The sequence below is a fragment of the Dyella sp. genome, assembly GCF_035685805.1.
In the GTDB taxonomy this organism is placed as follows: domain Bacteria; phylum Pseudomonadota; class Gammaproteobacteria; order Xanthomonadales; family Rhodanobacteraceae; genus Dyella_A.
Window position 1 is genome coordinate 164,150 of record NZ_DASSAB010000034.1, and the last position, 21,385, is coordinate 185,534.

The 21,385-nt window shown below is 64.9% G+C and carries 34 protein-coding genes; 2 read left to right on the forward strand and 32 right to left on the reverse strand.

Annotated elements, in window-relative coordinates:
- Positions 1-141: 141 nt before the first annotated feature.
- A complete protein-coding gene (locus VFG40_RS08690) occupies positions 142-1,437 on the reverse strand; it encodes a c-type cytochrome (RefSeq protein ID WP_324896961.1) in 1,296 nt (431 codons plus the stop codon).
- Entirely contained in the window at positions 1,434-2,192 is a 759-nt protein-coding gene (locus VFG40_RS08695; protein WP_324896962.1) for a c-type cytochrome, read from the reverse strand. Before VFG40_RS08695 ends, VFG40_RS08690 begins: the two co-directional genes overlap by 4 nt.
- A gap of 104 nt (positions 2,193-2,296) precedes the next feature.
- On the opposite strand from VFG40_RS08695, the gene VFG40_RS08700 reads away from it, so the two are divergent.
- Positions 2,297-3,880: an amidase gene (locus VFG40_RS08700; RefSeq protein ID WP_324896963.1), complete on the forward strand. Its 1,584-nt coding sequence runs from the start codon at positions 2,297-2,299 to the stop codon at positions 3,878-3,880.
- Between the two features lie 91 nt (positions 3,881-3,971).
- Complete coding sequence (gene bla / locus VFG40_RS08705) at positions 3,972-4,868, forward strand: subclass B3 metallo-beta-lactamase (protein ID WP_324896964.1); 897 nt, start codon at positions 3,972-3,974, stop codon at positions 4,866-4,868.
- Positions 4,869-4,872: 4 nt separating this feature from the next.
- Here bla and VFG40_RS08710 read toward each other — a convergent pair whose 3' ends face one another.
- From VFG40_RS08710 to VFG40_RS08855, 30 genes are all read right to left on the reverse strand, one after another.
- Entirely contained in the window at positions 4,873-6,249 is a 1,377-nt protein-coding gene (locus tag VFG40_RS08710; protein WP_324896965.1) for a class II 3-deoxy-7-phosphoheptulonate synthase, read from the reverse strand.
- 1 nt (position 6,250) lies between these two features.
- A complete protein-coding gene (locus tag VFG40_RS08715) occupies positions 6,251-6,748 on the reverse strand; it encodes a disulfide bond formation protein B (RefSeq protein WP_324896966.1) in 498 nt (165 codons plus the stop codon).
- 151 nt (positions 6,749-6,899) lie between these two features.
- On the reverse strand, positions 6,900-7,286 hold the full coding sequence (gene rplQ, locus VFG40_RS08720) for a 50S ribosomal protein L17 (protein ID WP_324896967.1): 387 nt from the start codon (positions 7,284-7,286) through the stop codon (positions 6,900-6,902).
- Between the two features lie 199 nt (positions 7,287-7,485).
- A complete protein-coding gene (locus tag VFG40_RS08725; RefSeq protein ID WP_324896968.1) occupies positions 7,486-8,484 on the reverse strand; it encodes a DNA-directed RNA polymerase subunit alpha in 999 nt (332 codons plus the stop codon).
- Between the two features lie 16 nt (positions 8,485-8,500).
- Positions 8,501-9,127 (reverse strand): 30S ribosomal protein S4, encoded by a 627-nt coding sequence (rpsD, locus tag VFG40_RS08730; protein ID WP_324896969.1) that lies wholly within the window; start codon positions 9,125-9,127, stop codon positions 8,501-8,503.
- Positions 9,128-9,139: 12 nt separating this feature from the next.
- Positions 9,140-9,526, reverse strand: coding sequence for a 30S ribosomal protein S11 (gene rpsK / locus VFG40_RS08735; protein ID WP_007513384.1), 387 nt, complete (start codon positions 9,524-9,526; stop codon positions 9,140-9,142).
- A 12-nt stretch (positions 9,527-9,538) separates the two neighbouring features.
- Complete coding sequence (rpsM, locus tag VFG40_RS08740) at positions 9,539-9,895, reverse strand: 30S ribosomal protein S13 (protein WP_324896970.1); 357 nt, start codon at positions 9,893-9,895, stop codon at positions 9,539-9,541.
- 132 nt (positions 9,896-10,027) lie between these two features.
- Entirely contained in the window at positions 10,028-11,359 is a 1,332-nt protein-coding gene (gene secY, locus VFG40_RS08745) for a preprotein translocase subunit SecY (protein ID WP_324896971.1), read from the reverse strand.
- 4 nt (positions 11,360-11,363) lie between these two features.
- On the reverse strand, positions 11,364-11,795 hold the full coding sequence (gene rplO / locus VFG40_RS08750; RefSeq protein ID WP_324896972.1) for a 50S ribosomal protein L15: 432 nt from the start codon (positions 11,793-11,795) through the stop codon (positions 11,364-11,366).
- Between the two features lie 5 nt (positions 11,796-11,800).
- Positions 11,801-12,001 (reverse strand): 50S ribosomal protein L30, encoded by a 201-nt coding sequence (rpmD, locus tag VFG40_RS08755; protein ID WP_324896973.1) that lies wholly within the window; start codon positions 11,999-12,001, stop codon positions 11,801-11,803.
- Positions 11,994-12,503: a 30S ribosomal protein S5 gene (gene rpsE / locus VFG40_RS08760; RefSeq protein ID WP_324896974.1), complete on the reverse strand. Its 510-nt coding sequence runs from the start codon at positions 12,501-12,503 to the stop codon at positions 11,994-11,996. Before rpsE ends, rpmD begins: the two co-directional genes overlap by 8 nt.
- A 103-nt stretch (positions 12,504-12,606) precedes the next feature.
- The gene (rplR, locus tag VFG40_RS08765; protein WP_324896975.1) at positions 12,607-12,966 is read right to left on the reverse strand and encodes a 50S ribosomal protein L18; all 360 of its coding nucleotides are present in this window, start codon (positions 12,964-12,966) and stop codon (positions 12,607-12,609) included.
- Positions 12,967-13,022: 56 nt separating this feature from the next.
- Entirely contained in the window at positions 13,023-13,550 is a 528-nt protein-coding gene (rplF, locus tag VFG40_RS08770; protein WP_324896976.1) for a 50S ribosomal protein L6, read from the reverse strand.
- A 10-nt stretch (positions 13,551-13,560) separates the two neighbouring features.
- Positions 13,561-13,956 carry a 30S ribosomal protein S8 gene (rpsH, locus tag VFG40_RS08775; RefSeq protein WP_324896977.1) on the reverse strand — a complete coding sequence of 132 codons (396 nt, stop codon included), beginning with the start codon at positions 13,954-13,956 and terminating at the stop codon, positions 13,561-13,563.
- Between the two features lie 220 nt (positions 13,957-14,176).
- Positions 14,177-14,482, reverse strand: a complete 306-nt coding sequence (gene rpsN / locus VFG40_RS08780; protein WP_324896978.1) for a 30S ribosomal protein S14 — start codon at positions 14,480-14,482, stop codon at positions 14,177-14,179.
- Positions 14,483-14,495: 13 nt separating this feature from the next.
- Positions 14,496-15,038: a 50S ribosomal protein L5 gene (gene rplE / locus VFG40_RS08785; protein WP_324896989.1), complete on the reverse strand. Its 543-nt coding sequence runs from the start codon at positions 15,036-15,038 to the stop codon at positions 14,496-14,498.
- 8 nt (positions 15,039-15,046) lie between these two features.
- Complete coding sequence (gene rplX, locus VFG40_RS08790; RefSeq protein ID WP_324896979.1) at positions 15,047-15,361, reverse strand: 50S ribosomal protein L24; 315 nt, start codon at positions 15,359-15,361, stop codon at positions 15,047-15,049.
- 14 nt (positions 15,362-15,375) lie between these two features.
- Positions 15,376-15,744, reverse strand: coding sequence for a 50S ribosomal protein L14 (gene rplN, locus VFG40_RS08795; RefSeq protein WP_077515260.1), 369 nt, complete (start codon positions 15,742-15,744; stop codon positions 15,376-15,378).
- A gap of 14 nt (positions 15,745-15,758) precedes the next feature.
- Positions 15,759-16,019, reverse strand: a complete 261-nt coding sequence (rpsQ, locus tag VFG40_RS08800) for a 30S ribosomal protein S17 (protein WP_324896980.1) — start codon at positions 16,017-16,019, stop codon at positions 15,759-15,761.
- Positions 16,020-16,031: 12 nt separating this feature from the next.
- Positions 16,032-16,217, reverse strand: coding sequence for a 50S ribosomal protein L29 (gene rpmC, locus VFG40_RS08805; RefSeq protein ID WP_324896981.1), 186 nt, complete (start codon positions 16,215-16,217; stop codon positions 16,032-16,034).
- The gene (gene rplP, locus VFG40_RS08810) at positions 16,217-16,630 is read right to left on the reverse strand and encodes a 50S ribosomal protein L16 (RefSeq protein WP_324896982.1); all 414 of its coding nucleotides are present in this window, start codon (positions 16,628-16,630) and stop codon (positions 16,217-16,219) included. The genes rpmC and rplP overlap by 1 nt, the downstream gene beginning before the upstream one ends.
- A gap of 11 nt (positions 16,631-16,641) precedes the next feature.
- Complete coding sequence (rpsC, locus tag VFG40_RS08815; RefSeq protein ID WP_324896983.1) at positions 16,642-17,388, reverse strand: 30S ribosomal protein S3; 747 nt, start codon at positions 17,386-17,388, stop codon at positions 16,642-16,644.
- A 15-nt stretch (positions 17,389-17,403) separates the two neighbouring features.
- Entirely contained in the window at positions 17,404-17,739 is a 336-nt protein-coding gene (rplV, locus tag VFG40_RS08820; protein ID WP_324896984.1) for a 50S ribosomal protein L22, read from the reverse strand.
- Complete coding sequence (gene rpsS / locus VFG40_RS08825) at positions 17,739-18,011, reverse strand: 30S ribosomal protein S19 (RefSeq protein WP_017461870.1); 273 nt, start codon at positions 18,009-18,011, stop codon at positions 17,739-17,741. Before rpsS ends, rplV begins: the two co-directional genes overlap by 1 nt.
- 12 nt (positions 18,012-18,023) lie before the next feature.
- Entirely contained in the window at positions 18,024-18,845 is an 822-nt protein-coding gene (rplB, locus tag VFG40_RS08830) for a 50S ribosomal protein L2 (RefSeq protein ID WP_324896985.1), read from the reverse strand.
- A gap of 17 nt (positions 18,846-18,862) precedes the next feature.
- Entirely contained in the window at positions 18,863-19,156 is a 294-nt protein-coding gene (gene rplW, locus VFG40_RS08835; protein WP_324896986.1) for a 50S ribosomal protein L23, read from the reverse strand.
- Positions 19,153-19,755 carry a 50S ribosomal protein L4 gene (gene rplD / locus VFG40_RS08840; protein WP_324896987.1) on the reverse strand — a complete coding sequence of 201 codons (603 nt, stop codon included), beginning with the start codon at positions 19,753-19,755 and terminating at the stop codon, positions 19,153-19,155. The genes rplW and rplD overlap by 4 nt, the downstream gene beginning before the upstream one ends.
- 11 nt (positions 19,756-19,766) lie before the next feature.
- Positions 19,767-20,408 (reverse strand): 50S ribosomal protein L3, encoded by a 642-nt coding sequence (gene rplC, locus VFG40_RS08845; RefSeq protein ID WP_324896988.1) that lies wholly within the window; start codon positions 20,406-20,408, stop codon positions 19,767-19,769.
- 20 nt (positions 20,409-20,428) lie between these two features.
- The gene (gene rpsJ, locus VFG40_RS08850; protein WP_017461875.1) at positions 20,429-20,740 is read right to left on the reverse strand and encodes a 30S ribosomal protein S10; all 312 of its coding nucleotides are present in this window, start codon (positions 20,738-20,740) and stop codon (positions 20,429-20,431) included.
- A 443-nt stretch (positions 20,741-21,183) separates the two neighbouring features.
- Positions 21,184-21,385 (reverse strand): EF-Tu C-terminal domain-related protein (locus VFG40_RS08855; RefSeq protein WP_525931239.1); only part of this gene is annotated, 202 nt, incomplete at its 5' end.

Below are 21,385 nucleotides of genomic sequence, written 5' to 3' on the forward strand. Positions count from 1 at the left end.
CGCTTCGACCGTGGCGGGGCAAAGGCGCATCTTACCCGGCGCTGCCGGCCATGCGCCGCAGTAGGGTCTGGCGCCGCGGCGGGTCATGCAAGAGAGCCCGCGAACGCGGGCTCTGTGCATCGACGACCGTGTGCCGTGCGATCAGTCGATCGGCGTCTGGCGATACTTGCCCACGTCGCGCTCGAGCACCGGCGAGGCCCGGTTGCTCCAGCCCTGTCGGATGTAGCTGACCACCGCGGCGACCTCGGCATCGCTCAGCGACTGCGCGAACGGAGGCATCGAATACGGCCGCGGGTTGCCGGCCGTCACGGGCGGAAACCCGCCCAGCAACACCACGCGGATTGCATTGATGCCGGTCGGCTCGTCCACCGACGAATTGCCGTTGAGTGGCGGATAGACGCCGGCCACGCCGTTGCCATCGGCGCCGTGGCAGTCGGCGCAACGCTGCCGGTAGATCGCCTGGCCCTGCTTGATCTGGGCGGAGGCATCGATGGCGGATGCCGCGAGCGCCGGCTGCGGACGCGGCGGCAGGGACTGCAGATACGTGGCAATTGCTTCGAGGTCCGCGTCGCCCATGTGCTGCGTGCTGAGCGACACCACCTCGGCCATCGGGCCGAATGCGCTGCCCTTGGCTGACTGGCCGGTCTTGAGCAGGTCCACGATGTCCTGCCGGCTCCAGCCCTGCAGCCCGCCGTGCGCCTGGGTGCTGAGATCCGGCGCGTACCAGTCCTGCGCCAGGATGCGGCCGCCGGACAGCGCCGGGCGATCGCTCATGCCACCGAGCGCATCGCGGGCCACGTGACACTCGTTGCAGTGACCCAGGCCCTGCACCAGGTAGGCGCCCCGGTTCCACTGCGTCGACTTCGACGCGTCGGGCTGGTAGACCCCCTCGCGGAAGTACAGCGTGCGCCACGCCGCCAGCGCGCTGCGCACGCTGTACGGGAAGGTCAGGCCCAGGGCACTGGCCGGCTGGCGCACCGGCGCCAGCGACTTGAGATAGGCGAACATCGCCAGCGCGTCGTCGCGGGTGACCTTGGTGTACGAGGTGTACGGGAACGCCGGGTACAGGAACTCGCCGTGCCGTCCCTTGCCCGCATGCAGCGCCTGCCAGAAATCGGCAAAGCTCCAGCGGCCCAGGCCGGTTTCGTCGTCCGGCGTGATGTTCGGCGAGGGAATGTTGCCGAACGGCGTAGGCACCTGATAGCCGCCGGCAAACGCCGCGCCACCGCGGCGGGTATGACAGGCCGCGCAGTCGCCCAGCGTCACCAGGTGCTGGCCGCGCGCGATCAGTGCCCGATCGGCCAGGTTCTCGCCTGCGGTCAGCTGCCCTGTACGGGCTGCCGAGTTGTCGCCGCGATGGGAGGCGAACAACCACCACCCGACGACGCCGAGCGCCAGCACCAGCAGCAGAAGGAAGGAACGGATCAGCCACTTCATGCGCCGTCTCCCGCGCTCGCGGTAGCAGCGGTCGGCCCGCCGAGCACGCCGCACTGCAGTGGCGGCTGCACCGAGCCCGCCGCTTGGGCGTGCATGTCCGCTGGCAACTCCCGGCTGGCCAGCCAGGCAGACACCGCGGTGATGTCCTCCGGCGAGAGGCGGTTGGCGATGGTCGCCATGCAGTCCGGCGCGGCCGCCGCACGCGTTCCGGTACGCCAGGAGCCGAGCTGCGAGCTGACGTAGTCGTAGGGAAGGCCGACCAGCCCCGGCGTCGACGGCTCCACCCCGGTGAGCTGGCTGCCGTGGCAGGCGGCACAGGCGGGAACCTTGCGCGCTGGATCGCCATGCACGGTCAGCGCCTCGCCGCGCGCGAGCAGCGCATCGGACACCTTGGGCGCGGGCGAGCGGCTGTAGGGCACCTGCTGCGCCGCGAAATAGTCGGCGATCTCGTGCATGTACGCGTCGCTCAGCGGGCGCACGGTGTATTCCATCGGCCCGTACTTGCGCAGCCCCTGCTGGAAATACCGCAGCTGGCGCGCGAGGTAGTCGGCGGGCTTGCCCGCCAGGCGCGGGAAGAAGCCGCTGTCGGGCGTGCCTTCGCCGTGTTCGCCATGGCAGGCGGTGCAGGAGGCGATGCGCTGGGCCAACGTGTCGGGCACGGTGTGCGGCGCATCTTCCCCGGCGTGAACCGGGGCAGCGACGACACACGCCAGCAGCAACGCCGCCCGGAGTGGGGGCAATGAGGAGATAGTCATGACCAGAGTATAGGCCGCCCGGTGGCACGCGGCCGGCAGGCGAGCCGTTAATCTGGAAAGATCGCGACAACCTGTCGCAACGCCCACTACCGGAGCCATCCGCCATGCGTCTGCCCGCGCTGTACGCCACTGTCGCACTCACCCTGCTCGCCAGCGCCGCGCCGGCGCAGTCGGCTGATCCCGCGTATGCCTCGCTGGCACAACTCCAGCAGGCCATGCGCGAAGGCAAGCTCACCTCGCACGGACTGGTGCAGCAATCGCTCGAGCGCATCGAGCGCATCGACCGCAAGGGCCCGGCCCTGCACGCCGTGATCGAGACCAACCCCGACGCGCTCGCCCTCGCCGCCCGCGCCGATGCCGCCCGCGCACAGACGGCCAAACCGGGCTTGCTCTACGGCATCCCGGTGCTGCTCAAGGACAACGTGGACACCGGCGACCGCATGCTCACCACCGCCGGCTCGCTGGCGCTGGCCGACGCACCGGCACCCAATGACGCGCCGCTGGTGGCCCGGTTGCGAGCCGCCGGCGCGATCATCCTGGGCAAGACCAACCTCAGCGAATGGGCCAACTACCGCTCCACCCACGCCAGCAGCGGCTGGAGCGGTCGCGGCGGCCAGACGCGCAACCCGTACGCACTGGACCGCAACCCGTGCGGTTCCAGCGCCGGCTCCGGCGCGGCGGTGGCGGCAGGGCTGGCGCCGGTGGCGATCGGCACCGAGACCGACGGCTCGATCATCTGTCCCTCGGCCAGCAACGGGCTGGTCGGCATCAAGCCCACGCTGGGGCTGGTCAGCCGTACCGGCATCGTGCCGATCAGCCACAACCAGGACACCGCCGGCCCGATGGCGCGCAGCGTCGCCGATGCGGCCGCCCTGCTCAGCGTGATCGCCGGCAGCGATCCGGCCGACCCCGCCACCAAGGACGCCGACCGCCACGCCACCGACTACACCCGCTTCCTCGATGCCAGCGCACTCGAGGGCAAGCGGATCGGCGTGGTGCGCGCGCTGGTGGGAGCCGAGCCGAACGCGGACCGCGCGCTGGAGCAGGCGATCGCGGTGATGAAGGCGCAGGGTGCGATCATCGTGGACCCCGTGACGCTGCCGCACCTGGATGAACTGGGCGAGCCGGAGGGCACCGTGCTCAGCTACGACTTCAAGCACGACATCAACGCCTACCTCGCCACCCGCACCGGCCTGAAGGTGAAGACCCTGGCCGACCTGATCGCTTTCAACACCGCGCACGCGGATCGCGAAATGCCCTGGTTCGCGCAGGAGCTGTTCGAGCAGTCGCAGGCGCGCGGGCCGCTGACCGACAAGGCCTACGTCGAGGCACAGGCCAAGGCCAAGCGACTGGCCGGCGCCGAGGGCATCGATGCGGCGCTGGCGAAGGATCACCTCGACGCGCTGCTGGCGCCCTCCTCCGGCCCGGCCTTCATGACCGACCCGGTGCTGGGCGACCACATCGTGGGCGGAGGCGCGACCGAACCGGCGGCCGTGGCGGGCTATCCGTCGATCACCGTGCCAGCGAGCTTCGCGCACGGCCTGCCGGTGGGGATCGTGCTGTTCGGCGCCAAGTGGAGCGAACCGACGCTGATCGGCATCGCTTACGGCTACGAGCAGCACTCGCAGGTCTGGCAGGCGCCGCGTTTCCTCGACACGGTGGGGGGCACGCCGCAGCTCGCGCACTGAGCGTGTCATCGCGGTGCCCACGCATCGCCCGATGGACGCCCCCTGCGACCAGTAGCGTGCGTGGGCTCATCACCTCAAGGGGAGACCACGCATGCACCTGCACCACCGATTCGCCCTCGCCGCCGCGGGTTTGATGCTGGTCGCCAGCGCTGGCGCCACCGATGCCGCCTCGCCCGGTGCCGCGATGCGCGCCACCTGGCGCCAGCCGCAGGCGCCGGAGCGCATCTACGGCAACACCTGGTACGTCGGCAGCCGCGGCCTGGGCGCGATCCTGATCACCTCGCCCCAGGGCCACGTGCTGATCGACGGTACGCTGGCCGAGAACGCGCCGATGATCGAGGCGAACATCCGCGCGCTCGGCTTTCGCCTGCGTGACATCAAGGTCATCCTCAACACCCACGCGCACGGCGACCATGCCGGCGCGATCGCGGCGCTCGCGCGTGACAGCGGCGCCGAGGTGGCAGCCCGCGCAGCGCAGGCGCGCGCGCTGCGCGCGGGCGGCGAGGACGTGGACGATCCGCAGCACGGCGACGCACCGCTGTTTCCGGCAGTAAAGACCGTGCGCGTGATCGGCGACGAAGACACGGTGCACGCGGGGCCGCTGGCCATCCGGGCGCACGCCACGCCGGGCCACACGCCGGGCAGCACGAGCTGGAGCTGGACCTCGTGCGAGGGCGCTCAATGCCGGGCCATGGTCTATGCCGACAGCCTCACCCTGCTGGCCGCGGGAAACTACCGCTACACCGATCCGGCCCATCCCGAGCGTCTGGGCGACTTCCACCGCGCGCTGGGGATGCTCGCCGCCCTGCCCTGCGACATCCTGATGACGCCGCATCCGGAGGCCAGCGATCTGCTCAAACGGCTGGCCGCGCGCGACGCCGGAGATCGCGATGCGTTGCGTGATCCCAAGGCGTGCAAGGCGTATGCAGCGCTGGGCGAGCAATCGATGCAGCAGCGCATTGCGGCCGAAGCCGCGACCGCGCGTTGAGCGCTTATGCCATGCCGCCGGACTTGCGCACGATCAGCATCGCCAGCTCCAGCGACTGCTCGTAGTTGAGCCGCGGATCGACGGTGGACTTGTAGGCGCGATCCAGATCGAGCTCGACCAGGTCGCGCGCGCCGCCGAGGCATTCGGTGACGTCTTCGCCGGTGAGTTCCAGGTGCACGCCGCCGAGGCGCGTGCCGGCCGCGGCGTGGATGTCGAACGCCTGGTCCAGCTCGCCGCGGATGTTGTCGAAGCGGCGCGTCTTGTAGCCGTTGGAGGTGCTTTCGGTATTGCCGTGCATGGGGTCGGCGACCCACAGCACGCGGCGGCCCTCGCGCTTCACCGCCTGCAGCAGCGGCGGCAACTTGTCGGCGATGGCGGCGTTACCCATGCGGTGGATCAGCGTGAGCCGGCCGGGTTCGTCATCCGGATTGAGCGCATCCATCAGCGGCAGCAGCTGCTCGGGCGTCACCGACGGGCCGATCTTCACCGCCACCGGATTGCGGATGCCGCGGAAGTACTCCACGTGGGCGCCGTCGAGCGCGGCGGTGCGCATGCCGATCCACGGGAAATGCGTGGACAGGTTGAACCAGCCGGGGTGCCGCGGCACCTGCCGCGTGAGCGCCTGCTCGTAGTGCAGCAGCAGCGCCTCGTGCGAGGTAAAGAAATCCACCCGCGAGAAGCCGGCTATCGGGCCGGCCAGGGTCTCCATGAAGCGCAGCGAGTCGCCGATCGAGGCGACCATCTGCCGGTACTCCGCCGCCATGGGCGAATGCTCGACCCAGGCGAGATCCCAATACTCCGGATGATGCAGATCGGCGAAGCCACCATCGATCAGAGCACGCACGAAGTTCATCGTCAGTGCGGAATGCGCATGGGCCTGGATCAATCGTTGCGGATCGGCACGCCGCGCCTGCGGCGTGAACGCCGGCGCGTTGACCACGTCGCCGCGGAAACTCGGCAGCGTCACGCCGTCACGCGTTTCCGTGTCCGCCGAACGCGGCTTGGCGTACTGGCCGGCGAAGCGGCCCACGCGAAGCACCGGCTTCTTCAGCCCGTGCACCATCACCAGACTCATCTGCAGCAGCACCTTGAGCCGGTTGGAGATGATCGGGCTGGTGCAGTCGGCGAAGCTTTCGGCGCAGTCGCCGCCTTGCAGCAGAAAGCGGTCACCGTCCTGTGCCTCGGCCAGTGCCTGTTTCAGCGCCAGCACTTCCCAGGAGGTCACAAGCGGCGGCAGCGCCGCCAGCTGCGCAGTGGCCGCAGCGAGCTCGACGGCATCGTCGTAGGTCGGCTGCTGCAACGCGGTTCGCGCCTGCCACGACACCGGCGACCACTCGCCGGACCCATGGGTTGCCGCGTCGGGGGATGGCCGTGTGCCCATATCAGCCCCGGCGCCTGCGCGTCGCCAGCACCATCCACACCGCCAGCACCACGAACCACAGCAGCGTCCAGGCCGGCATCGGAAGGCCGAATACCGGCTGCACCTTGGCGCACTCACCGGAGCCGGTAAACACCAGCTTCAGCACCTTGGCAAACGGAAACGTGTCGAGCATGTAGCTGAGATCCCCGCCACACTGAGGGACTTCGTCCGCTGGCAGCGACTGGATCCACAGGTGACGCCCGGCGACCGCGATGCCGAACACCGCGCCGAGCAACACACCACCGGTGTAAAGCCACCGCAGGCCGCCGCGAGGCGCGTGCACTGCAGCCAGCAGGAAAAAGACGCCCATCACCATGAAGCCGATGCGCTGGAAGATGCACAGCGGGCAGGGGATCATGGCCAGCACGTGCTCGGCATACAGCGCGTATCCAAGCAAGGCTGCGCAGATCAGAAAGCCGGCAAGGGCAACGGAACGATAGGACCAGGCGAGAGGATTCATGGCGTCGTGGTGCAATGCGGTAGCCGACAGTAACCGTTCGTCACGTCGGTGTCAGCCGGCCGGTCGAGGCGCGATGCGGCCAATAAAAAACCCCGGCAGGATACCTGCCGGGGCTCATGTCTTCGGGGCACGGAGTGTCCCGCGTCAGCGCTTACTCGGCGTCGACCGCGGCGGTCTCGCGCGGGCGATCCACCAGCTCGACATACGCCATGGGCGCGTTGTCGCCGGGACGGAAGCCGCACTTGAGAATGCGCAAATAGCCGCCGGGACGCTCGCGGAAACGGGGGCCGAGTTCCACGAACAGCTTGCCCACCGCCTGCTTGTCGCGCAGACGGGAGAAAGCGAGCCGGCGATTGGCCACGCCGTCGGTCTTGGCCAGGGTGATCAGCGGCTCGGCCACGCGGCGAAGTTCCTTCGCCTTGGGCAGGGTGGTGCGGATCAGCTCGTGCTTGACGAGCGAGGCGGCCATGTTGCGAAACATCGCTTCGCGATGGCTGCTGGTACGGTTGAGCTTCCGCCCGGATTTCTGGTGGCGCATGGTTGAACTCTCTGTCTGTTGTTATGAAAAGCCGGCTCAGGAGTCCGGCTTTCCGCGGTTGCCCGCTATATAGGCCCTGTTATCTCGGAGCCGTTTGTAAGAGCGCGACCTCTACGGGCCACTCCTTCATCCTCGCGACGCCGAATCTCGACGCGCCAGCGAGACGACGCTGCGGCCCGCAAGCCGCAACGTCTGATCATCAACCCAGCTGCATGCCGTGCGACAGGCCCGGCGGCGGCCAGTTCTCGAGCTTCATGCCCAGAGCAAGACCACGACCGCCAAGGACGTCCTTGATCTCGGTGAGCGACTTCTTGCCGAGGTTCGGCGTCTTGAGCAGCTCGACCTCAGTCTTCTGCACCAGATCACCGATGTAGTAGATGCTCTCGGCCTTGAGGCAATTGGCCGAACGCACCGTCAGCTCCAGGTCGTCGATCGGACGCAGCAGCAACGGGTCGAACCCGCTCTTTTCGGCCGATTCGGTGGCGCTCTCGCGACGCGAGAAGTCACCGAACACCGACAGCTGGTCATTGAGGATCTCGGCGGCCTTGCGGACCGCGTCTTCCGCGCCGATCGTGCCATTGGTCTCGATATCGAGGACCAGCTTGTCGAGGTTGGTGCGCTGCTCGACGCGAGCGGCATCCACCTCGTAAGCCACGCGCAGCACCGGCGCGAAGGACGCATCGAGCTGCAGGCGGCCGATCGGGCGCGCCTCATCGTCCGGATGCTGGCGCGCGCTGGCCGGCTGATAGCCGACGCCGCGACGCACCTTCAGACGCATGTTGAGCGAAATGTCCTTGGTCAGGTGGCAGATCACGTGTTCCGGATTGATGATCTCGACCGTGTGATCCACGGTGATATCGCCGGCCGTGACCACGCCCTTGCCCTTCTTGGACAGGACAAGCGTGACCTCATCGCCGGAGTGCTGGCGAATCGACACGTCCTTGAGGTTAAGCAGGACTTCGATCACGTCCTCCTGCAGACCCTCAAGCGTGGTGTACTCGTGAAGCACGCCGTCAATCTCGACCTCGACGATGGCACTGCCGGGGATCGAAGAGAGCAGCACGCGACGCAGCGCATTGCCCAGGGTGTGTCCAAAGCCGCGCTCGAGCGGCTCGACCACCACCTTGGCGCGGTTGGCTCCGAGCTGTTCGACGCTGAGGCCGCGAGGCCGCAGCACGCTAGTTGACGAAACTGCCATGCAGAGCTCCGGTTGATTACTTCGAGTAAAGCTCGACGATCAGCGCTTCATTGATGTCGGACGGCAGATCACCGCGATCCGGCACCGACTTGAACGTGCCGGCGAACTTCTTGGCATCCACTTCCACCCACTGCGGACGTAGGTCCATGGTGTCGAACACGGTTGCCGCTTCCTGCACGCGCAGCTGATTGCGCGCGCGCTCGGTAAGGGCCACCACGTCGCCAGGGCGAACCTGGTAGGAAGGGATGTTCACTTTCTTCTCGTTGACCAGGATCGCCTTGTGGGCGACCAGCTGGCGGGCCTGGGCGCGGGTGACCGCGAAACCCATGCGGTACACGACGTTGTCCAGACGGCTCTCGAGCAGGCGCAGCAAATTCTCGCCGGTGTTGCCCTTCGAGCTGGCAGCCTTGGTGTAGTAATTGCTGAACTGACGCTCGAGCACACCGTAGATGCGCTTGACCTTCTGCTTCTCACGCAGCTGCACGGCGTAGTCGGACAGACGCATGCGCTTGTTGGCGCCATGCTGGCCGGGCTTGTTCTCCAGCTTGCACTTGGAATCCAGCGCACGGGCCGGGCTCTTCAGGCTGAGGTCTGCACCCTCACGACGGGCGAGCTTGCAGGTAGCTCCACGATAACGGGCCATGGGTATGCTCCTTTAGACTCGACGCTTCTTGGGGGGACGGCAGCCGTTGTGCGGAATCGGCGTGACGTCAATGATGTTGAGCACCTTGTAGCCGAGCGCGTTCAGCGAACGCACCGCGGACTCGCGGCCCGGGCCGGGACCCTTGATGCGCACTTCGACGGTCTTGACGCCGTAATCGCCGGCGGCGCGACCAGCCTTCTCGGCGGCGACCTGGGCAGCGAACGGAGTGGACTTGCGCGAGCCGCGGAAACCCGCGCCGCCGGCAGTCGCCCACGACAGGGCGTTGCCCTGGCGATCGGTAATGGTGACGATGGTGTTGTTGAAGGAGGCCTGCACGTGGGCCACGGCATCCGTGACAACGCGCTTGATCTTCTTCTTGGTCTTGACAGGCTTAGCCATAGTTGAAATCCGTTACTTCCTGATCGCGCGACGCGGGCCCTTGCGGGTGCGAGCATTGGTACGCGTGCGCTGACCGCGCACCGGCAGGCCACGACGGTGGCGAAGACCGCGGTAGCAACCCAGATCCATCAGACGCTTGATGGCAATACCCACCTCGCGACGCAGATCACCCTCGACAACGTACTTGCCGATTTCGTGGCGGAGCTTCTCCACCTCACCCTCACTGAGGGACTTGATCGGCGTGGTTGCAACCACGCCTGCGTCCACGCAGACCTTCTTGGCCCGGCTGCGGCCGATCCCGTAAATGCTCTGCAGGCCGACCCAGACATGTTTCTGGACTGGCAAATTGACACCCGCGATGCGCGCCATGATGTTCTTTCTCCGATGCGTTTCGTGCGCGGTAAACGCGCAATTTTAACCTGAATTAACCTTACTGGAAAGCCCCGCGGCACCCGCCGCCACTTCCCTACGATAAGACCGACCCCTGCGCCCCAGCAGCCATCAGTTGCGCCGGAGATTGGCCTTCTTGAGCAAACCTTCGTATTGGTGACTGACCAGGTGAGCCTGCACCTGCGAGGTGAAGTCCATCACCACCACCACCACGATCAGCAGCGAGGTGCCGCCGAAGTAGAACGGCACGTTCCACGACTTCTGCATGAACGTGGGAACCAGGCAGACCAGCACCAGGTAAAGCGCGCCCACACCCGTCAGCCTCGTCATCACCGAATCGATGTACGTCGCTGTCGCCTTGCCCGGACGAATGCCGGGAATCAGCGCACCGGAGCGCTTGAGGTTGTCCGCCGTTTCCTGCGAGTTGAAGACGATCGCCGTATAGAAGAAGGCAAACGTGATCACCAGCACCGCGAAAATCACGTCGTGCAACGGCTCGCCCTGCGTCAGCGCCTGTGTCAGCGACTGCAGCCAGCGCGACTGGTGGCCGGTGCCGAACCAGGTCAACGCGGTTGCCGGGAACATCAGCAGGCTGCTGGCGAAGATCGGCGGGATCACACCCGACATGTTGATCTTCAACGGCAGGTGCGAACTCTGGTTCATGTACGCCTGCTGGCCGCCGGAGCGACGCGCGTAGTTCACCGTGATGCGCCGCTGGGCACGCTCCATGAACACCACGAATGCCGTGACCGCCAGGATCAACACAACGATCAGGATCAGCTTCAGGCCATTGCCGAGCTCACCGTTGGCCTGCATGGTCAATGTGTGCGCTACCGCGCCGGGCAAGCCGGCCACGATACCCGCAAAGATGAGCAGCGAGATGCCGTTGCCGATGCCGCGCTCGGTGATCTGCTCGCCGAGCCACATCAAGAACATCGTGCCGGCCGTCAGACCCACCACGGATGCCATCACGAAGCCCATGCCGGGCATGTAGACCACCGGCACGCCGCCCACATCGACCTGCTTCTGCAACGCGACCGCAATACCGAATGCCTGGAACGCCGCCAAACCGACGGTGCCGAAGCGGGTGTACATCGTCATCTTGCGGCGACCTGCCTCGCCCTCCTTGCGAAGGTTCTGCAGGCTGGGGATCACCGAGCCCATCATCTGGACCACGATCGACGCAGAGATGTACGGCACGACACCAAGCGCGAACACCGACATGCGCGAGAGCGAACCGCCCGAGAACATGTTGAACATGTTCAGCAAACCGCCACCCTGCTGCTCAATCAGGCGGGTCATCGCCTCGGGGTTGACGCCCGGCACCGGGATGAACGAACCAAGCCGGAAGACGATCAGCGCACCGATCACGAAGAAGATGCGCTGACGAAGCTCCGTCAACTTGCCCAGCGATCCGAGCTGTGTGCCCTTGGCTGCGGCCACCTCGTTACTCCACGCTGCCGCCGGCCGCCTCGATGGCCGCCTTGGCGCCAACCGTGGCGAGAATGCCGGAAAGCTTTACGGCGCGACCGATCTCGCCCTTGGCGACAACCTTGACCTTCTTGGCGCGGCTGTTGATCAGGCCAGCCTGATGCAGCGCCACCACGTCGATCACGTCTGCCTTGAGGTTGGCCAGCTGGTACAGGAAGACCTCCTGGCTCTCGGCCTTCTTCAGCGAGCGGAAGCCCACCTTGGGAAGACGACGCTGCAGCGGCATCTGGCCGCCCTCGAAACCGTACTTGTGGGTACCGCCCGCGCGAGCGTGCTGACCCTTGTGGCCGCGACCGGCGGTCTTGCCGAGACCCGAACCGATACCACGACCGACGCGAAGGCGCGTCTTGCGCGAACCGGCGGCCGGCTTGATGTCATTCAGACGCATGATGCTTACTCCTCGACCCGAACCAGGTAGTAGACCGTGTTGATCAGGCCACGCACCTGCGGGCTGTCCTTCAGTTCACGGACGTCATTGAGCTTGCCCAGACCCAGGGCCTTGACGCTCAGACGGTGACGACCCTGCACGCCGCGCAGGCCTTTGACCAGGCGCACGCGCACGGTCTTGTCGGCGGAATTCTCTTTCTTAGCCATTGCCCAGCACCTCGTCCAGGGTCTTGCCACGCTTGGCGGCGATCTTCTTGGGCGAGGCCACGGCCTGCAGACCCTTGATGGTGGCGCGCACCAGGTTGATCGGATTGCGCGAACCCACGGCCTTGGCCAGCACGTTCTTGACGCCGACCACTTCGAGCACCGCGCGCATGGCACCGCCGGCGATCACGCCGGTACCCTCGGAAGCGGGCTGCATGTAGACGCGGGCCGCACCGTGGTTGGCCTTGATGGCGTACCAAAGCGTGCCGTTGTTGAGCTCGATGTTCACCATCTGGCGGCGAGCGCGCTCCATGGCCTTGGAGATGGCCACGGGCACTTCCCGTGCCTTGCCGTAACCGAAGCCGACACGGCCTTCGCCGTCGCCAACCACGGTCAGCGCGGTGAAGCTCATCTGGCGGCCACCCTTGACGGTCTTGGCCACGCGGTTGACGGCGATCAGCTTCTCGAGCAGGCCGTCCGAATTTTCGCGATCATTTGAGGACATGTTCGTTTCCATGTGCCCGGCAGTCCGGGACTTTTACTTGCGGCTGAGCCGCTTGGAGTTGTAGGTACCGCGACTGATCCGGCGCCGGAGCGCCGGCGGCAGATCAGAACTTCAGGCCGGCCTCGCGCGCAGCATCAGCCAGCGCCTTGATGCGACCGTGGTAGCGGAAACCGGAGCGGTCGAACGCGACCGACTCGATGCCGGCGGCCATCGCGCGCTCGGCAACTGCCTTGCCGACGGCCGCAGCCGCCTCGAGGTTCTTGGTGCCCTTCAGGCCCTCGGCGACCGACTTCTGCACCGTCGAGGCGGCAGCGACCACCTTCTCGCCCGAGGCATCGAAGACCTGGGCGTAGAGATGCTGGCCCGTGCGATGCACCGAAAGCCGCGCAACGGCGAGCTTGCGGATATGTGCACGAGTGGATTTGGCGCGGCGCAGGCGGGATTCGTTCTTGTTCATCGTCATATTTCTCCAGGAAGCGGATCGACTTGTGCTGGCACCCGGCAACGCCGGGGGCCGCATTAGGCCTTCTTGGCTTCCTTCAGCGTGATCTTCTCGCCGGCGTAGCGCACACCCTTGCCCTTGTAGGGCTCCGGCGGACGGAAACCGCGAATCTTGGCAGCCACCTGGCCAACGCTCTGCTTGTCCGAACCCTTGATCAGGATCTCGGTCTGCGTCGGCGTTTCGATGCTCACGCCCTCGGGCGCGTTGAACACGACTGGATGTGAGAAACCGAGACTCAGGTTCAGCGCCTTGCCGGCCATGGACGCGCGGTAACCGACGCCGACCAGCTCCAGCTTGCGCTCGTAACCCTCGGACACGCCCTTGACCATGTTGGCCAGCAGCGCACGCGCAGTACCACCGAACTTGTCATCGGCGCCATCGGCGAGGGAGATGGTGGCAACGCCGTCATTCACGGCCACGCTCACGCCAGGCAGCGCATGCACCGACAGCGAGCCCTTCGGACCCTTCACGGTGATGCCGTCTTCGGCAACCTTCAACTCGACGCCCTTGGGCAGGCTGATCGGCTTTTTAGCAACACGGGACATCGTCGACTCCTTATGCCACTTGGCCGATGACTTCGCCGCCCAGACCCTTTGCACGGGCCTGCGCGTCGGTCAGCAGACCGGCGGAAGTCGAGATAATCGAGATACCGAGACCGCCCAGCACCTTGGGCAGCTCTTCCTTGCCGCGGTAAACCCGCAGGCCGGAACGGCTGACTCGGCTGATGGTCTCGATGGCCGGGCGGCCTTCGAAATACTTGAGCTTGATCTCGAGCACCGGCTTGCCCTCCACATCGGAGGTCTTGGCGTCGAGGATGTAGCCCTCGTTCTTGAGAAGGTTGGCGATGGCCACCTTCAACTTCGACGACGGCATGCTCACTGCGTGCTTGCCCGAAAGCTGGGCATTGCGGACGCGCGTAAACAGATCGGCGATGGGATCAGTCATGCTCATGAAAAACATCCTTCAGAGTGCACCGATATCCGATAAAACCGGAAATCAATTCTAGATTGTGAGCCGCCGCGAGCGGCAGCCTGCGTTGCGCAGACCGACGAGTGTAGCAGGCTTTTCCGATTTTAGCGACTATCGAGGCGACAATAACGTCGACGGGGAAGGCTTCCCTCCCCCGCTGGAGCGGGCTGGCGGACGCATCCGGCAGCCGTGACTCGTATTTTTACCAGCTGGCCTTGCGCAGGCCCGGTACGTCACCACGCATGGTGGCTTCGCGTAGCTTGTTACGGCCGAGGCCGAACTTCTTGTAAACCGCGCGGGGACGACCCGAGAGAGCGCAACGCGTACGCTGACGCACCGGACTCGCGTCGCGGGGCAGCTTCTGCAGCCTGGTCTGCGCGTCCATCTTCTCGTCATACGAGGCGGTGGGGCTCAGCACGATTGCCTTCAGTTCGGCGCGCTTGGCGGCGTACTTCTGGACGAGTTTGGTCCGCTTGATATCGCGGTTGACCATTGATGTCTTTGCCATAGGTATCTCGCGATCAGTTGCGGAACGGGAAGCTGAAGGCTTCCAGCAGCGCTTTGGCCTCGGCGTCGGTCTTGGCAGTGGTGGTAATGGAGATGTCCATGCCACGCATCGCGTCGATCTGGTCGAAGTCGATTTCCGGGAAGATGATCTGTTCTTTGATGCCGAAGTTGTAGTTGCCACGGCCGTCGAACGCGCGACCCGAGACACCGCGGAAGTCGCGGACGCGGGGCAGCGAGATGTTGATCAGGCGGTCCAGGAACTCCCACATCTGCGCGCGGCGCAGGGTGACCTTGCAGCCGATCGGCCAGCCATCACGGATCTTGAACGAGGCGACAGACACGCGCGCCTTGGTCGTGATCGGCTTCTGGCCTGCGATCTTCGCCATGTCGGCCACGGCGTTCTCGAGAACTTTCTTGTTGCCGGCCGCTTCACCCACACCCATGTTCAGCGTGATCTTCGTGATGCGGGGAACCTGCATCACGTTCTCGTAGCCGAACTTCTCGGTGAGCTTGGCGATGACCTGCTCTTTATAGAAATTTTGAAGGCGCGTCATGATCGTGTTCCTTACGCGTCCACGACCTCGCCAGACGAACGGAACACGCGGACCTTGCGCCCATCTTCGAGCGTTTTGGTGCCGACGCGTTCACCCTTGTTCGTGGCGGGGTTGAACAGCTGCACATTGGAGAGATGGATCGAGGCCTCACGCTCGACGATACCGCCGGGCTGGTTGGCCTGGGGATTCGCCTTGGTGTGGCGCTTGACCAGATTCACGTTGGCGACGAAGACGCGGTCGCCATCGACGCGCAGCACATCGCCGCGCTGGCCCTTGTTCTTGCCGGTGATCACGAGGACCTGATCACCCTTGCGGATACGGTTCATGGTTATTACTCCGCTCAGAGCACTTCGGGCGCGAGCGAGACGATCTTCATGAACTTCTCGCTGCGCAGCTCGCGGGTGACCGGTCCGAAAATACGGGTACCGATCGGCTCGAGCTTGTTGTTGAGGAGAACGGCCGCGTTTCCGTCGAAGCGGATCAGCGAACCGTCAGGACGACGCACGCCCTTGGCCGTGCGAACGACCACGGCGTTGTACACCTCGCCCTTCTTCACCTTGCCGCGCGGGATGGCATCTTTCACGGTGACCTTGATGACGTCACCGATCGAGGCGTAGCGGCGCTTGGAGCCGCCGAGCACCTTGATGCACATCACTTCCTTGGCGCCGCTGTTGTCCGCTGCGGAAAGCGTGCTTTGCATCTGGATCATGTCTGCACCCTCCCTTAGACGTTGGCGCGCGTGAGGATCTGAACCACGCGATGATGTTTGGTCTTGGACAGCGGACGGCATTCCGCAATGCGCACCACGTCGCCCTCGTTCGCACCCAGATCATCCTGGGCGTGAAGCTTGGTGGAGCGACGGATGATCTTGCCGATCAGGCCGTGCTGCACCTGGCGCTCGATCAGGACCGTCACCGTCTTGTCCATCTTGTTGCTGACCACGCGACCCTCGAGGGTGCGTGCCTGTTTCTGATTGTCGCTCATGTCCGCCGTCCCTTACTTCTTGCCGCCGAGCACGAACTTCGTGCGGGCGATGTCGCGCCGAACGCGGCGCAGCTGGTGCGGCTGGCTGAGCTGGCCGGTGCCCTTCTGCATGCGCAGATTGAACTGCTCCTTGCGAAGGTCCAGCAGATGCTGGTTCAGCTCTTCGACCGACTTGTTGTTGATTTCTTTGATGGCCATTACATCACCGCCCGGCTGACAAACTGGGTCTGCACCGAGAGCTTGGCAGCGGCCAGGCGGAACGCCTCGCGTGCCGTGGACTCGTCCACACCCTCGATCTCGTAAAGCATGCGGCCCGGCTGGATCGGAGCGACCCAGAACTCGACGCCACCCTTACCCGCACCCATTCGCACTTCGATCGGCTTCTTGGTGATCGGCTTGTCGGGGAACACGCGGATCCACAACTTGCCACCGCGCTTCACGTAGCGGGTGATGCAACGACGAGCAGCCTCGATCTGGCGTGCGGTCAATGCACCGTGAGTGGTCGCCTTCAGGCCGTACTCGCCAAAGCTGACGAGGTTGGAGCTGAAAGCCAGGCCGTCATTGCGGCCCTTGAACTGCTTGCGGAATTTGGTTCGCTTGGGTTGCAACATGGCAACTCTCCTTACTTCGCCGACCGGTCACGACGGCCTTCGCCGTCCCGACGCGCTTCACGACGACCCTCGCCACCTTCGCGGCGCGGCTGCGACTGCTCTTCCTTCGACTCCTGGCCGACCTGCGCCATGTCGAAGATCTCGCCCTTGTAGATCCACACCTTGATGCCGATGATGCCGTAGGTGGTCTTGGCTTCGGCGGTGCCGTAGTCAATGTCGGCGCGCAGCGTATGCAGCGGCACCCGGCCCTCGCGGCTCCACTCGGAACGTGCAATCTCGGCGCCGTTCAAACGGCCGGACACGTTGATCTTGATGCCCAGGGCGCCGAGGCGCATTGCATTGCCCACGGCGCGCTTCATGGCGCGACGGAACATGATGCGGCGCTCGAGCTGCTGCGCGATCGACTCGGCCACCAGCTGCGCGTCGATTTCCGGCTTGCGGACTTCGTTCACGTTGATGTGCGTGGGAACGCCCATCATCTGGCTGACTTCCTTGCGCAGCTTCTCGATGTCCTCGCCCTTCTTGCCGATCACCACGCCCGGACGGGCGCTGTGGATCGTCACGCGGGCGGTCTTGGCAGGACGCTCGATCTGGATCTTGGAGATACCAGCCTGAGCAAGCTTCTTGCGGAGCATCTCGCGCACACGCAGGTCAGCGACCAGGTAGGTGGCGTAATCAGCCTTGTTTGCGTACCACTTCGAGTTCCAGTCCTTGGCGATGCCGAGGCGGATACCGGTGGGATGAACTTTATGACCCATCGTCTATACCCTCAGTCAGTTGCCAACGACCACAGTGATGTGGCTGGTGCGCTTCAGGATGCGCGAGCCGCGGCCTTTGGCGCGGGCGTACATGCGCTTCATCGCCGGACCTTCGTCCACGAAGATGCTCGAGACCTTCAGCTCGTCGACATCAGCGCCGAGATTGTTCTCGGCGTTGGCGACAGCCGACAGCAGCACCTTGCGGACCAGCTGCGCAGCCTTCTTGTTGGTGAACTGCAGCACGTCGCTGGCGCGACCCACGGGGAGACCGCGGACCAGGTCAGCTACCAGGCGTGCCTTCTGCGCCGAGATGCGGGCGCTGCGCAGGATCGCTTTGGCTTCAGTGCTCATCACTTGCCCTTCTTATCGCCGCCATGGCCCTTGAAGGTACGCGTCACCGCGAACTCGCCGAGCTTGTGCCCGACCATGTTCTCGTTGACGAGCACCGGCACGTGCTGGCGACCGTTGTGGATGGCGATGGTCAAGCCGACCATTTCCGGCAGGATCATCGAGCGACGCGACCAGGTCTTGATCGGGCGCTTGTTGTTGGCGGAAACCGCAGCTTCCACCTTCTTGACAAGGTGAAGGTCGACGAACGGACCTTTCTTCAGAGAACGCGGCATGTCGGCTTCCTGTTACTTGCGACGACGCACGATGAACTGCTGCGTGCGCTTGTTGTTGCGGGTCTTGTAGCCCTTGGCCGGCGTGCCCCAGGGGCTGACCGGATGACGACCACCAGAAGTCTTGCCCTCACCACCGCCGTGCGGATGGTCGACCGGGTTCATGACCACACCGCGAACGGTCGGGCGAATGCCCTTCCAACGCTTGGCGCCGGCCTTGCCCAGCTTCTTCAGGCTGTGCTCGGAGTTGCCCACTTCGCCAATCGTGGCGCGGCAGTCGACCGGCACGCGACGCATCTCGCCGGAGCGCAGACGCAGCGTGGCGTAGCCGGACTCGCGTGCCACCAGCTGGACCGAGGCGCCGGCGCTGCGTGCGATCTGCGCACCCTTGCCAGCCTTCATCTCGATGCAGTGGATGGTCGAACCGACCGGGATGTTGCGCAGCGGCAGGCAGTTACCCGCCTTGATCGGCGAATCGGAACCGGACACCAGACGATCACCCACCGCCACGCCCTTGGGCGCAATGATGTAGCGACGCTCGCCGTCCGCATAGCACAGCAGCGCGATGTGCGCGGTGCGATTGGGGTCGTACTCGATCCGCTCGACGAGGCCGGCGATGCCTTCCTTGTCGCGCTTGAAGTCGATGATGCGATAGTGCTGCTTGTGACCACCGCCGCGGTGACGGGTGGTGATGCGACCGTAATGGTTGCGGCCACCGGTCTTGGACTGCGACTCGGTCAGCGGCGCGTACGGTGCGCCCTTGTGCAGACCTTCGGTGCGGACGCTGACTGCGTCGCGGCGCCCGGGCGAGGTCGGCTTGTGCGTAATTAGTGCCATCTCACAGAACTCCTGGCTCAGGCCTTGGCTGACACATCGATGGTCTGGCCATCGGCGAGGCGCACGTAGGCCTTGCGCTTGCCCTGGCGGCTGCCAGCGCGGAAACGGAAGGACTTGACCTTGCCCTTGACGTTGACGAGGTTCACCTGCTCGACCTTGACATCGAACAACTGCTCCACCGCCGAACGGACATCGGCCTTGGTTGCCTCGGGGGCGACCACGAATACGTACTGGTTGCTCTCGGCAAGACGAGCAGACTTCTCGGAGATATGCGGCGCACGCAGCGTGTTGAGAATGCGTTCGTTGCTCATGCCAGCCACTCCTCGATCTTCTTGACCGCTTCGACGGTCACCACCACATGGTCAGAACCGACCAGGCTGACGGGGTTGAGCGCCATCACGTCGAGAACGTGCACGTACGGGATGTTGCGCGCGGCAAGGAACACCGACTCGGACGCATCCTCGGACACCAGCAGCACTCGGCCGGACACCTCGAGCTCTGCGAGCTTGGCAACCATCGCGGAGGTCTTCGGATTGTCGATGCCGAAGCTCTCGACAACCTTCAGGCGACCGGCACGATTGAGCTCGGACAGGATCGACCGGATGGCCACGCGGTAGGACTTGCGGTTGACCTTCTGCTCGAAGCTGCGCGGCTTGGCGGCAAACGTCACGCCACCGCCAACGAAAATCGGAGCGCGATAGTCACCGTGGCGAGCGCCACCGCCCTTCTGCTTCTTGAACTTCTTGGTGGTGCCGGACATCTCACCACGCGACAGCTGAGCCTTGGTGCCCGCGCGACCGCCAGCCTGATAGGCGACGACCACCTGGTGAACCAGGGCCTGCTTGTACTCACCGCCGAACACTTCGTCCGACACGCTGAGCGGCTTGGCGCCAATAACATTGAGTTCCATGGCGTCTCTCCTCAACCCTTGGTGGTCGGACGGATGACGACGTCGCCACCGGTTGCACCCGGCACAGCGCCCTTCACAGCAATCAGGTGACGCTCGGCGTCCACCTTGACCACTTCCAGACCCTGCTGCGTACGGTTCACGTTGCCCATCTGACCGGACATCTTCTTGCCCGGGAACACGCGGCCCGGCGTCTGGCGCTGGCCGATCGAGCCCGGGGCGCGATGCGACAGCGAGTTACCGTGGGTGGCGTCACCCATCTTGAAGTTCCAGCGCTTGATCGTGCCCTGGAAGCCCTTGCCCTTGGAGACACCGGCGACATCGACGATCTGGCCAGCGGCGAAAATATCGTCCGCCTTGATCTCTGCACCGACGGCATACTTGCCCAGATCGTCGGCGGTAACGCGGAATTCCCACAGGCCACGACCCGGCTCAACCTTCGCCTTGGCGTAGTGGCCCTTCAGCGGCTGCGTCAGCAGCGAGGCGCGCTTCACGCCCGCCGCAACCTGCACGGCGCTGTAGCCATCAGTTTCTTCCGTCTTCACCTGGGTCACGCGGTTCGGGGTCGCTTCAATCAGCGTCACCGGAATCGAGCGGCCATCTTCAGTGAAGAGTCGGCTCATGCCGCACTTGCGGCCAACCAGTCCGATACTCATTTTCGTATCCTGTCTATCGCTCAACCGAGCTTGATCTGAACATCGACGCCAGCGGCGAGATCAAGCTTCATGAGCGCGTCCACGGTCTTGTCGTTGGGGTCAACGATGTCGAGTACACGCTTGTGCGTACGGGTCTCGTACTGGTCGCGTGCATCCTTGTCGACGTGCGGCGACACCAGAATGGTGTAGCGCTCGATCTTGGTCGGGAGCGGAATCGGGCCGAGAACCGTTGCGCCAGTGCGCTTGGCCGTCTCGACGATCTCGCTGGCCGAGCGGTCGATCAGACGGTGATCGTACGCCTTGAGCCGAATGCGAATCTTCTGGTTCGCCATAACCGTGTCCTGTTGTCTAAAGAACAAATACTGTGAATCGGAGTGGCTTCTCACCGCTCCGCACAACCTGTTGAACCGCCTGTTCGGCAACCGTGTCAGCCAAGCCGACAGGCGCCTAAAACATTCGGCAAGCCTGCAGTGCGGCTTGCCGAGCAAAAAAGTATAAAAGGCGTAAAGCAAAAGATCAACAAGGCGCGAGCCTTGCGATCCAGTGTCGTAGCCAATGGCAATCCGTGCCTGCGAACTCGAAGTGCATCCTGCACCTCATTTCGCGGTGTGAGTGGCCCGCCAGCGGCGCGCCCCTCTATACAACTTGCGAAGTGTAGCGACTTGCGTTGCTCAAGGGAAGAGCCCGGCGGCTATTTCTGTCTCAGGAGCTGAAAAAAAAAACGGCAGCCGAAGCTGCCGCTTTTCTACCCTGCCCCAATCGGGCAGCGCGATGCTTACTTGATGACCTTGGCCACCACGCCGGCGCCGACGGTGCGGCCGCCTTCGCGGATGGCAAAGCGCAGGCCCTCGTCCATCGCGATCGGGTGGATCAGGCTCACCACCATCTTCACGTTGTCGCCCGGCATCACCATCTCCACGCCCTCCGGCAGCTCGCAAGCGCCGGTCACGTCGGTGGTGCGGAAGTAGAACTGCGGA